This window comes from Methylophaga sp. SB9B, assembly GCF_004832235.1.
Classification (GTDB): domain Bacteria; phylum Pseudomonadota; class Gammaproteobacteria; order Nitrosococcales; family Methylophagaceae; genus Methylophaga; species Methylophaga muralis.
The window spans coordinates 216249-227587 of sequence record NZ_SSXS01000005.1; the positions used below are offsets into that span (position 1 = coordinate 216249).

The 11339-nt window shown below is 44.9% G+C and carries 11 protein-coding genes and 1 pseudogene; 8 read left to right on the forward strand and 4 right to left on the reverse strand.

Going from position 1 to position 11339, the window contains the following annotated elements:
• The first annotated feature begins 34 nt into the window (after positions 1 to 34).
• Both E8Q33_RS07580 and E8Q33_RS07585 read left to right on the forward strand, forming a co-directional pair.
• Positions 35 to 870: pseudogene (locus tag E8Q33_RS07580) on the forward strand (hypothetical protein).
• A 102-nt stretch (positions 871 to 972) separates the two neighbouring features.
• Positions 973 to 1503 carry a hypothetical protein gene (locus E8Q33_RS07585; RefSeq protein WP_136553929.1) on the forward strand — a complete coding sequence of 177 codons (531 nt, stop codon included), beginning with the start codon at positions 973 to 975 and terminating at the stop codon, positions 1501 to 1503.
• Positions 1504 to 1545: 42 nt separating this feature from the next.
• Here the strand turns inward: E8Q33_RS07585 and E8Q33_RS07590 are convergent, their stop codons facing one another.
• Positions 1546 to 1938 (reverse strand): cytochrome c, encoded by a 393-nt coding sequence (locus E8Q33_RS07590; RefSeq protein WP_136553931.1) that lies wholly within the window; start codon positions 1936 to 1938, stop codon positions 1546 to 1548.
• Between the two features lie 322 nt (positions 1939 to 2260).
• Here E8Q33_RS07590 and E8Q33_RS07595 point away from each other — a divergent pair, with 322 nt between their 5' ends.
• From E8Q33_RS07595 to E8Q33_RS07615, 5 genes are all read left to right on the forward strand, one after another.
• Positions 2261 to 3013 (forward strand): sulfite exporter TauE/SafE family protein, encoded by a 753-nt coding sequence (locus E8Q33_RS07595; protein ID WP_069294737.1) that lies wholly within the window; start codon positions 2261 to 2263, stop codon positions 3011 to 3013.
• A 15-nt stretch (positions 3014 to 3028) separates the two neighbouring features.
• A complete protein-coding gene (locus E8Q33_RS07600) occupies positions 3029 to 3970 on the forward strand; it encodes a sigma 54-interacting transcriptional regulator (RefSeq protein ID WP_136553933.1) in 942 nt (313 codons plus the stop codon).
• Positions 3971 to 4040: 70 nt separating this feature from the next.
• Entirely contained in the window at positions 4041 to 4874 is an 834-nt protein-coding gene (locus E8Q33_RS07605; RefSeq protein WP_069294735.1) for a thymidylate synthase, read from the forward strand.
• Positions 4871 to 5308, forward strand: coding sequence for a hemerythrin domain-containing protein (locus E8Q33_RS07610; RefSeq protein ID WP_069294734.1), 438 nt, complete (start codon positions 4871 to 4873; stop codon positions 5306 to 5308). Before E8Q33_RS07605 ends, E8Q33_RS07610 begins: the two co-directional genes overlap by 4 nt.
• Before the next feature lie 95 nt (positions 5309 to 5403).
• Positions 5404 to 6141, forward strand: coding sequence for a cytochrome b/b6 domain-containing protein (locus E8Q33_RS07615; RefSeq protein WP_136553935.1), 738 nt, complete (start codon positions 5404 to 5406; stop codon positions 6139 to 6141).
• Between the two features lie 7 nt (positions 6142 to 6148).
• Here E8Q33_RS07615 and E8Q33_RS07620 read toward each other — a convergent pair whose 3' ends face one another.
• From E8Q33_RS07620 to radC, 3 genes are all read right to left on the reverse strand, one after another.
• Positions 6149 to 7285 (reverse strand): PepSY domain-containing protein, encoded by a 1137-nt coding sequence (locus E8Q33_RS07620; RefSeq protein ID WP_136553936.1) that lies wholly within the window; start codon positions 7283 to 7285, stop codon positions 6149 to 6151.
• A gap of 75 nt (positions 7286 to 7360) precedes the next feature.
• Positions 7361 to 9388 (reverse strand): TonB-dependent receptor, encoded by a 2028-nt coding sequence (locus E8Q33_RS07625; protein WP_136553938.1) that lies wholly within the window; start codon positions 9386 to 9388, stop codon positions 7361 to 7363.
• 126 nt (positions 9389 to 9514) lie between these two features.
• A complete protein-coding gene (radC, locus tag E8Q33_RS07630) occupies positions 9515 to 10189 on the reverse strand; it encodes a DNA repair protein RadC (protein ID WP_136553940.1) in 675 nt (224 codons plus the stop codon).
• A gap of 331 nt (positions 10190 to 10520) precedes the next feature.
• Between radC and E8Q33_RS07635 the strand changes: the two genes are divergently transcribed.
• Positions 10521 to 11339 (forward strand): hypothetical protein, encoded by an 819-nt coding sequence (locus tag E8Q33_RS07635; protein ID WP_136553941.1) that lies wholly within the window; start codon positions 10521 to 10523, stop codon positions 11337 to 11339.

The following is an 11339-nucleotide window of genomic DNA, read 5'->3' on the forward strand; positions in this document are numbered from 1 at the left end:
TGGCGCTTCCGGCACTATTCGTACAGTAGCCAGTATCGCAACAGCGCAGAGTTGGAGCGAAAATGGGGTAATCACCACCGAAGCTTTGGATAAAATTATTGCTCATATGATTGAGGCTGGTCATCACGATCAATTTCAATTGGAGGGTTTAAGTCCAGAACGAGCTAATGTATTGGCTGGTGGGGTTGCTGTCTTAAAAGCATCATTCGACCGCTTAAAAATTGATCGGATGATTGTGTCAGATGGAGCACTTCGTGAGGGGTTGCTTTACGACTTGCAAGGCCGTATTCAGCATGATGATGAACGGGATCGCACGGTAAATTCACTGGCGCGCCGATATCACGTCGATGAAGCTCACGCTGATAGGGTTAGCAAAATGGCGACCGAGTTGTATCAACAGGTTGCCACCGAATGGGAAATCAGTGGAGAAGAGCATCTACATCGCCTGCAATGGGCGGCCAAATTACATGAAGTCGGATTGGCCATTTCGCATTACCAGTATCACAAGCATTCTGCTTACTTAGTTGCACACTCGGATTTACCGGGTTTTCACGTGAAGAACAACAAGCACTGGCGGCTATGGTCAGAGGGCAGCGGCGCAGTTTCCCTCGAAAACATATCAAACAGTTGTCTGATGATATGCAGCAATCCACCACCCGTCTGACTATCTTATTACGTTTGTCTCTTGTATTTAATCGCGGCCGCAGTGAAAAGACCGACACCCATGTTGGCCTCAGTATGCATCGCAATTCATTGATATTGACCCTGCCAACCGGCTGGCTGGAAGAGCATCCATTAACGGAAGCCGATCTGATTCAGGAGCGCCAGGAATTGAAAGAGATTGATATTCGTTTGAAGATCCGCGACTAGCTGCTGTTGGTCTTTCAAAGCCGCCTTTGCAAGATCAAAATCCTTTAAAACGGAATTTCGCTGCTCAGCAACAGTCAATGCTGTAATTGGCGAGGATAATTTATGTGGCGAAGCATATCTGTTGTTGTTTCAGCTTTAACGGTAACGCAGCCGATATGGGCGGAAGACAAGCTATATCAAAGTGAAACGGGCGAACGCTTCACCATCAGCCAGACGAAAGATGGCAAACATTGGGCAACACTGTTTATCAGTGATAAATACACTGCCAGCTTTGCCCATAATGAACTGATTCTGCTGCAATTAGATAATCAAACTCCAATTTCATTGGAGCATGGCAATTTGAGTTGTGGCTCACCAGCCAAAGCCGCACAAACGGTGTTTTATAATTATTCCAGTTCCGTTAATGAGGTATTCGCCAAAGCTGAAACTCAGCCATTACCAAAAGGATTTCAGCAGGCACGGCAACGTGATGTGTTTAGTGCTATTACCGTAGATCGGCGTGCTGAAACGGTTGATTTTGTGTTGGAGGCTGAAACGATCAATTTGCAACAACTGCACTCAGCTAACACACTGATTTTTCATTTTGTCACTGATGATGGCAAACGTCATCAGGCCATATTTCACTTAAAATAAAACATGCAGGATCTGAGTAGCACTCAGATCCTGCATGTTTTTTTACTGCGCTTTTTTAGGTCTTACCTCGCCAATCGCACCATCTGCTCTGGCTTTAAAGTAGGCATAAAGATTATCTAATCCTGCCATAACTTCAGCGCTGGCTTTCCATGGTGGCATGGCCATTCTTCCGTTGGTGACAATATCGTCAAATTCTTCTCTGGTCAGATTATTCATACTGTCGGCCAAGTTTGGCCCAATCATGCCTTGTCCGAAGGAGGCATGACAGCGTGCGCACTGATTTCGATGGATAATAAAACCTTTATAGGTTTCTTCGTCCAACACGTTTCCATCAGTTACCGTGTAAAGTTTATCCTCGGCAAAACTTAATGGGCTAAAAGCGAGTAAATTTGCCAATAACACTAAACTGAACGTTTTTCTCAGATTGTTTTTCATGCATCCTCCTGCAAATATTAATTGTCAGAATTCTGAGAAATTAACCGTTACTTACTTCATGCTCATCACTAGCTAAACCGTGCTTTATATGAGCATTCACGTGTAAACTGCTGCTTTCATCAATTTAGGACGTTCCATTTTCAGAAGGTCCTCGGTTTTGATTACAACGTTATCCGGTCAACTTCATCAAACTCACAATACTAGTTTAGTAAATGCTAATAAATGAAAAATGTGTTTTTTGCGGTGCCACTAGGGCAAATCACACAAAAAATAAAGGGTTAAAGTGATAATCTGTCGACTAGTTGAAATTCAGGTTAAATAAATGGATGCACTCACGACATCGTTGGTCACAGCTTTTTTGCTGGGTTTGTTCAGTTCGGCCCATTGCATTGCCATGTGTGGCTCGGTGATTGGCGCTTTGACGTTGACCTTGCCAGTCGAAATCCGTCAACAGCCTCGTAAAATGTTTCCATTTGTCTTCAACTACAACGTCGGTCGCATCCTTAGCTACGCTATTGCTGGCAGTATTGTGGGTTTTCTTGCTTCTCCATTAGCTCAAATCAATGGACTGTCGGTATTACGTTATCTTTCGGTTTTAGTGATGATCGGTATGGGCTTGTATCTGGCCGGTTGGTTTCCAAAATTCGCCCATGCAGAAAAAATTGGCGCGCCAATCTGGCGAAAACTACAACCGATTGGGCAAAAACTGTTACCGGTACGTACGCTAAAACAAGCTTTTCTATTAGGCGCCGTTTGGGGCTGGTTACCGTGTGGTCTGGTTTATGCTGGTCTTGCTGTAGCAGCAACGACGGGCGATCCTTTATATGCTGCTTCAGTCATGCTGGCATTTGGTTTAGGTACTTTACCTGCTGTAATGGGGGCGGGAATGTTTGCTGGTATGTTGGCTTCATTAGCGCGTAATCAACTGTTTCGAAAACTGGCGGGGTTATTGATCATCGTGATGGCTTTGTTGCTATTGTTATGGCCTCATGGTGGGCATCATGATCATGAACATGTTGATACATCCCCTTCAACAGAAATGGAATCTGGTCATGATCATTCTCACCAACATTAAGTTGAGCGTGCCAACATGACGACAGAAATGATTGGTCATTCACCGCAAATCACGCATTTGCAGCGTGTGTTACCGATGATTGCGTTAAGTGATGCCAGCGTATTGATTTGCGGAGAGACCGGCACCGGTAAAGAACTGGTTGCCCAACGTTTGCATCAATTAAGTCGTCGTGCTGATAAACCGATGATAACCATTAATTGTGCTGCGTTACCGGCTCAAGATACCGAAGTGGACTTGTTTGGTCGGGCTAATGCAGATGGCGAGGTAATTGAGCCAGGACGATTGCTGGCGGCTCAAGGTAGTTCGGTTTTTCTGGATGAAGTCGATGCCTTACCATTAAGTGTGCAGGCCAAAGTATTACGGTTTCTCGAAGCGGGCGAATGTCAGTTAGCCGGTAGTCATAAATTACATCTTATTGATGCACGGATTCTGGCGGCTTCCTCCAGTGTGGATTTACCTGCCGAAGTAAAAGCTGGTCGATTTCGTGCCGACCTTTATTATCGATTGCAAGTGGTGCCAATCGAATTGCCTGTGTTGAAGCAACGCAGTGAAGATATTCCGTTGCTGTTGAATTATTTTGCCAAGCAATTTGCTGGCAGTAATGCGCCGTTACGTTTTGCCAAAGATGTTATCCAACAATTGCAGCGTTACAGCTGGCCGGGCAATGTCCGCGAATTATCCAACTTTTGTCAGCGCCTCAGTTTATTGCAGCCGGGCATTATGGTGCAGCTAAAAGATCTGCCAGCAGAGATGCAGCAGAAAGCATTCTCTACTCCACAGCAATTTACAATTCCCCCAGAAGGCATTGATCTGTCGCAGTTGGAACTGGATTTGATCGAACAAGCTTTGGAAATGGCCGCTGGCAACCGCTCCAAAGCCGCCAGATTATTAGGTATTACCCGCGATACGCTGCTTTATCGCATGCAGAAATACGGCCTCTCTGACGAAAACCGATAGCTCTCTCAACCGTGCGTCAAAAGCACTTTTGGTTTACAGTAGCGGCACTGCAACAAATGAGAAAACAGGCATGAAACAGTATCTCGAATTACTCCGTGATGTAATGGATAACGGTGTAGATAAAGGCGATCGCACCGGCACTGGTGCCCGCTCAGTATTTGGTCGACAAGTGCGTTACGATTTAGCCGAAGGCTTTCCTTTACTCACCACCAAAAAACTGCATATTCGCAGTATTCTTCATGAACTCTTATGGTTTCTTAGTGGTGAGACCAATATCCGTTATCTTAAAGAAAATGGTGTATCGATTTGGGATGAGTGGGCGACACCTGAAGGTGAACTCGGCCCGGTTTACGGTGCACAATGGCGTAACTGGCAAGGTGCTGATGGTCAAAAATATGATCAGATTTCAGCATTAGTCGAAAGCTTGAAAAACAATCCCGACAGTCGCCGCCATATTATCAACGGCTGGAATGTTGCATTGTTACCGGACGAAAAACAAAAACCTTGGGAAAATGCCGCCGCTGGAAAAATGGCTCTGCCACCATGCCATGTTTTGTATCAGTTTTATGTGGCCAACGGTAAGCTCAGCGCGTCTTTATATATTCGTTCAAACGATTTGTTTCTGGGCAACCCTTATAACACCGCATCACTGGCTTTTTTAACGCATATGCTGGCCCAGCAATGTGATTTGGATGTCGGTGAAATCGTTCTCAGCATTGGTGATGCCCACATATACAGCAATCATTTCGAGCAGGTTGAAACGCAATTACAACGCACTCCGGGTCCCTTACCTCAATTGAAAATTCATCGTAAACCTGACTCCATTTTTGACTATCGTTTTGATGATTTTGAAATCGTTGGTTATGAAGCGCAGGCCCATATTAAAGCGCCGATAGCCGTATGATTGAAAAAGCCCAAAAACCGTTATATATCGTCTGGCAGGACAAATTTCTGCAACACGAATCGATCATTGATGAACAGCATCGAGGTGCTGTCGCGATCATCAATTCGCTGCATTACTTTATCCAGCAAGGGCTTTCACTAAATCAGTTAAAGCCGACGGTGCAGATTCTGAAAAACTATCTGAATTTTCATTTCATGACCGAACAGGGAATTCTAGAAGCACTAGAATGCCCATTAATGAAGCAATATAAAGCAGAATCAGCCAAAACCTTAAGAGACTTTGATGCCTGCTATCTACAAGGCATTTCTGAGGAAGATCCAACGACATTACTGATTTGTCTGAGAAACTGGTGGCAACAACATCTGGAATTGCATGAAAAAATCACCCCGTTTCTGCACGAGTGGAAAGGGGACTATTGCCGAGTTAACGAGTAAACAATACGCTGCATGGTGCATTGAACATGCCTTAAGTTTTTATTAAGAATATGGGTTTAGCCTAAGCGCAAGAGAGTAAATTCAAGGACTACAGCATGACACAACAAAACTTAAAATCTTATCGAGTTTGGGATAGACCGGTCAGGATCTTTCATTGGGTGGCGGTGTTGACGTTTATCCCGATGGTTGCCTTAGGTTTGGTAATGATGTTCAGCCGCGACTTAGGCATATCGGGTGAAGATAAAGTGTTGTTAAAAGCCATTCATATCTGGATTGGCTATGTGTTTTTCTTGAACATCGTGATGCGTATTGTTTGGGCTTTCCGTGGCAATCGATTTGCTAGATGGAAAGCCATTTTGCCGTTCGGTAAAGTTTATAAAGCACAGTACGCGGCTTATCGTGAAGCTGGCAAAACCAAACGTAAAATCAATTTCCTCGGTCATAACCCGTTAGGCCGCTGGAGTGTTATGGTGATGTTGTTTTTGATGACTGCACAAAGTGTCACCGGCTTGGTATTGGGCAGCACTGATCTCTATATGCCACCGTTTGGTTCGCAAATAAAAGCCTGGGTAGCACAAGATGAAGCTTCCATGGCGTTGATTGTGCCGGGTGATCGGGAAACCGGTATCAACCCTGAGGCTTATCAGGAAATGCGTGATTTCCGTACCCCGTATCGCAGCTGGCACACTTACTTTTTTTATCTGCTGATAATCTCAGTTGTAGTGCATATTGCAGCGGTTATCAGAGCCGAGAAGAAAGAGGGCAGTGGCCTGACGTCAGGCATGATCACCGGCAATAAGGTGTATTCCGAAAAACCGTTTGATGCGGATTAAAAAACTGTTAAGCCGAATGGCGACTGGTTACCAGTCGCCTGGCTCGACGTTTTTGTAACCAGCGGATCAAACCGGTCACAAACAATATCAATGGTAAAAATCCAGCAATAAACACCAGAACTCGGCCAGTCATACCAAACACTTCACCGTTATGCAGTGGATGTAACCAGTGCATTAACACATCACCACCAGTATCCTGTTTGGTGTCACGAAGTGCCAGAATCTCTCCACTAATTGGATCGATCCACACCTGGGTTCGGGGAAAGCGCCGACTTGGCTCCCACTCTTGATACATCGCAATTCGCCAGGCTTTCTGGTTATTCAATCCGGGTGTTTCCACCCAGCGTAATTCAGCTTGGGGAAATTGCTGTTTGGCGATTTCAACAGCCTGATCAGCAGTAATTCTTGAAGCATTTTCTGAATGACTTAATGCAATTTTCGGTGAGCTGGTTAGAACAGAAAATGGCTTAACCAACATGGCCGTTTCATTGGGTAAAGCGAGTGCCGCTCCCGTCAGACTTAAAATCAGCAAAAACACTAATCCATAACTGCCCGACAGCACATGCAGATCGTAATTGAGCCGTGCTTTACCAGTTCGAAGCTGAGGTTTTAAAGCATGTTTCAACCCCGCCCAACCCGGCCACCACAGCCAAATCCCCGAAATAAACGAAATCAAAGAAATCAGCCCGATAATACCAATGGCAATCTTGCCGGGTTTTTCCAGTAGCAGACTGTAATGCAAATCGTAAATCCAGGTCATCGCATAATCGCCCCATAAACGGGAGCTGGTGACTTCAAGCGTGACAGGATCAACCGTCAGCATTAATGGGGCAAAGTGTTTTCCAACTGACTCAACTGGCGTGTAATAACGCGCCATAATCGGCCAGTCATTGTGCATTGGCTGTTCGATACGCCACGGATCGGTACGAGTCGGATGCGCCTGTTGCAGGGCATCAAGAATGTCCTGTTGTGCTGGCATTTCGTAGGGAATGCTTGCTGGTTCAATCTGTGGATTGATGATCTGATCGATTTCCAGATAAAACACCAGAATACTGCCGGTCAGCCCCAGCAATACCAGCAAGCCGCCGATACTCAGACCGAGATATAAATGAATGCTCAGCCAAGTGCGGCGGGCGTTTTTCATGATGGGCTTTTATCCGAATGATGTCGCTGATTCGCTGCCGAATATCGACAGCGAATCAACCATAGATTAACAGGCTTAAAAGTCTACCTGAACCGAGCCATACACGGCACGTCCATCGCCGGGCGAGTGCAAGGTTTGGTCACCATCAAACCACACATATTCATAATAGCGATTCGCCAGATTTTTCAATTGCAGTTCCAGCCGTACTTTTGGCGTCACGGCATAACTGGCTGACGCATTCATTAAAAAGAACTGACCAAATTCACGGGTGCTATTGGTACGTTCCAGATAGTAGCTGTCCTGAGCCGAAGTCCAAAACGATAAGCCTAGTTTTTGTGTCGCTTGATAATCGACCCCGGCATTAAGCAGATAATTAGGCACATGGTCTATTTCCTGACCTTTGCTTTCCGGAGAACCAGATTCTGCTTTAAGGATTTCTGAGCGTTGTAATGATGCAGCAAACCATAAAGCAAGTTGATCAGTAGCTTGAGCATTAAATTGCAGATCAATACCTTGGCGTTCGGTTTTGCCGATGTTTTCACTGCTGTTATTGGGATCATTCAACACACGACGAGCTTCATTGGTAGCCGTTTGCTGCCAGATGGCAACGCGTCCATCCAGCCATGAAACAGGACGGAATTTAAAACCAATTTCATAACCTTCATTGATGGAAGGATCCAGATCGCGGTCGTTATCAACCCGATAAGTACCAGTGCCGACACCGACCTGGAAGGTTTTACCCCAGTTGGCATAAGCGGCGTAATTATCGGTAAACGAATAGACGGCGCTGAATTTAGGTTGATGAATTAAGCCATAATCGTTGATATCAAAACGCTCGTTGGTAAGTTCATTGGTATAACTGCCATGCAATGATTCAACACGATAGGCCGGAACCAGTTTTAAATTTGCGGTCGGTTTAACCACGGCCTGAACAAAGGCACCATAGATATCCAGATCAAACTGCTGATCCCGCGTCTGGCTCTGGCGAGTTCGATTGGTGGTGAGATAACGATCACTGCGGTTATCCTGAAACTCAGCACTGACCCCACCCATCAAGGCAAATTCATTCGCCCAATCGACTTCTGGCCGCCAGGTCAGTGTGCTTAAAGCGCCCACATGATTTTCCTTGGTATAACGTTCCTGCTGCGAGACATTTTCCGAGAAACGCACATAACGCCGATCTTCAATCTGATTCAAATAGGCTTTAGTTTCCCAATACAGCTCATCATTCAGATCAATATCCATATGAGCACTGAATTGATTTAGCTCACGATCACCCTGATCGAACGCATTGTGTGCCGGTGATTGTCTATCATCATCGCGTGATTGAGCATAAGTCAGATAGCCGGCTTCTTCGGCATCGGCTTTATGGTGACGGGCGATAAAGCCAAAACGGGCATTGCCACTTTCGGGGGTGAAAAACCATTTACCGGCAAATGAAGATCGTTGGGTATCACTGTGATCACGATAGCCTGTCGAATCCAGATAGCTGGCCGTGTAATTCTGTGAAAACAGGCCATTATCAAACCCGGCAGCGTATTGCACATTGCGGGTATCAAAGCTGCCGTAACTGGCTCTAGCGGTTTGGTAATTGCCACCAATCCGAGTAATTACATCAGCGTTACCAGCAATGTTGTGCAAGCCATAACGTGGATCATTGGTGCCACGAACCACTTCAATTGCTTCGATATCGAGCGGATTAGTTAACTCAAGATAAGGCATATTGCCGTCATTGCTATTACTGGGAATGCCATCAATCAGTAGCTTCACGGCATTGATTTCGCCTTCGCCATTAAAGCCGCGTAACGAAAACTTTCCCGAGACATTACCCTGATTAAACTGCGTCAACATGATCCCAGGCATTTGCCCAAATAACTGCCAGTTATTGGTCACCACCTGATTTTGGATTTTCTCAGCACCGAGAATATCCACCGAAGTCGGTAAGCTGCGAGTGGAAATCGGCCCACTTTCGCCACTGACCACAACAGTGCCAAGTGTCAGGCTGGCATCATCCAACAGGTTAGAAGTCTGAGCATAAGCACCATTGGCATAAATCACGGCAAGGGCAATGCTGATCGGTTTAAGTGTTTTTGTTATTGTCATAATGTTGGTCACGTCTTATGAATGGGTTGGTTTTTTTATCCCAAAAGCATAACGATCTGCGTGCCAACAAAAATGAGTGATATGCATTAATAGTGTGGCAAAAGCCTTAATTTGAATAGGCTTCTTTTAACAATGCCCCAATTCAGCCAATGAAGTGGTTTCAGCATCGCCAACAATAATGTGATCCAGCACCCGAATATCCACCAGCTCCAACGCACTGCGTAAACGCTTGGTGATTTGAATATCCGACTGACTCGGCTCCGCCACACCAGAAGGATGGTTATGAGCAAAAATCACTGCAGCAGCATTATGTTTTAACGCCTGCTTCACCACTTCACGCGGATACACACTAGCCCCATCAATCGTGCCACGAAACAATGGCTCAAAACTGATCAGCCGATGCCGAGTATCGAGAAACAAACAGGCAAATACTTCATGGGGAAAATGCCGTAACTGACGTTGCAGATAAAGTCGGGTGGTAGCAGCATCGGTAAAGGCATTGCCCCGAGTCAGAGTTGACTCCAGATGCCGACGACTCATTTCCAGCACCGCCTGCAACTGGACAAACTTCGCTGTCCCCAAACCATGCTGCTGACAAAAGGTTTTATGATCGGCTTCCAACAAAGCCCGTAAACCACCAAAATCAGCAAGCAGCTTCCGAGCTAAATCCACGGCCGAAATCCCAGTCACACCAGTTCTAAGGAAGATAGCCAGCAACTCGGCATCCGATAATGCCACAGCACCTGATTGAAGTAATTTTTCACGCGGCCGTTCATCTGCCGGCCAGTCCTTTATTGCCATGATTCGCTCCCTGCGATTTTGGATTTTAATAAAGCTTAAATTTAACTATGGAGAATCATAAATACAAAACCAGATTTATCTTTCTGTGAACTGGCGCGATTAGTTGTTGTGATTTTAGTAGAGCAAGTATCTGCTCCAAATTACTAAAAATTAATTGTGAATGATTCATGATTAATTATTTAGGTTATAGTTGGTTAAAAATAAGAGATGTAATTTCAATCAGTTAACAACGGCTGATGAAATTGAAAAATAATAATGACTCATTCATGTTAATAATTATTATGTGATCGCAGAGCTCATTAACGTAATGTTAGAACTGGAAAATACGATCATGTCGATTTCACAAATGCGAGTATGGCTTGAACGAAATAAAGTGTTTTTCGAGATCTTTTCGTCATCGCTGATTGCTGCTGCTGCCATCGCTGTAGGATTGGCCTCATATTTGGTGAGCGTGTCACAGCTTCGCGTATCAGAGATAGCAACAGAACCACATTTTTACATTGAAACAACGTTATATCGTGACGCAGAGTCTAGCTCATACAACGAGAGCGAAATGCGCCTACTCAACGCTGGTGCTCCGGTTCACAACATCGTTGTTGATGTAAAGTCATTCATCAAGGTAAATTTATTTACAGAAGAGGTGGAGCCAATTTATGTACCGGTAGTTGGCTATTATTTTGCGCAATTTCCAAGTCACTCACCAAAAGGATTGGTCGCAACATTTAAAGGGAGCAAAAATAACTATTATGCATCCCAATTGTATTTTGCGAAACTAAGTCCAGAAGTTATGAACGGTCGTCCGTATTTTGATCATACCTTTGTACATGTTACTTCAGTGGATTACCTGTCACCGTTTGGAGATCGACGAAAATTGGCATTTTTGGGCAGAGAACAGGTTGATCCTTCAGTGGTTAAACCAATCCTTGAAAAGTACGAAAAATTTAATCCATTAGAAATTGAGAAGCTAACTGTAAACTCTGTGCTTGAAGCGGTTAACGAGCAAACAGGCTCTAAAAATGCCACTGACCTTTCCCCCAAATTTAGTGCCATGACATTGATGAGATTTCCAATAAAATATGGGAGTTGGAGATCTCAAAATGAAAAAACGTTACAGCGAAGAACAAATCATCAAAGCCATCAAACGGCATGA

Coding starts and splice junctions, on each gene's coding strand:
- E8Q33_RS07585 (WP_136553929.1), top strand. CDS start 973: ATGTGGCGAAGCATATCTGTTGTTGTTTCAGCTTTAACGGTAACGCAG.
- E8Q33_RS07590 (WP_136553931.1), bottom strand. CDS start 1,938: ATGAAAAACAATCTGAGAAAAACGTTCAGTTTAGTGTTATTGGCAAAT.
- E8Q33_RS07595 (WP_069294737.1), top strand. CDS start 2,261: ATGGATGCACTCACGACATCGTTGGTCACAGCTTTTTTGCTGGGTTTG.
- E8Q33_RS07600 (WP_136553933.1), top strand. CDS start 3,029: ATGACGACAGAAATGATTGGTCATTCACCGCAAATCACGCATTTGCAG.
- E8Q33_RS07605 (WP_069294735.1), top strand. CDS start 4,041: ATGAAACAGTATCTCGAATTACTCCGTGATGTAATGGATAACGGTGTA.
- E8Q33_RS07610 (WP_069294734.1), top strand. CDS start 4,871: ATGATTGAAAAAGCCCAAAAACCGTTATATATCGTCTGGCAGGACAAA.
- E8Q33_RS07615 (WP_136553935.1), top strand. CDS start 5,404: ATGACACAACAAAACTTAAAATCTTATCGAGTTTGGGATAGACCGGTC.
- E8Q33_RS07620 (WP_136553936.1), bottom strand. CDS start 7,285: ATGAAAAACGCCCGCCGCACTTGGCTGAGCATTCATTTATATCTCGGT.
- E8Q33_RS07625 (WP_136553938.1), bottom strand. CDS start 9,388: ATGACAATAACAAAAACACTTAAACCGATCAGCATTGCCCTTGCCGTG.
- radC (WP_136553940.1), bottom strand. CDS start 10,189: ATGGCAATAAAGGACTGGCCGGCAGATGAACGGCCGCGTGAAAAATTA.
- E8Q33_RS07635 (WP_136553941.1), top strand. CDS start 10,521: ATGTCGATTTCACAAATGCGAGTATGGCTTGAACGAAATAAAGTGTTT.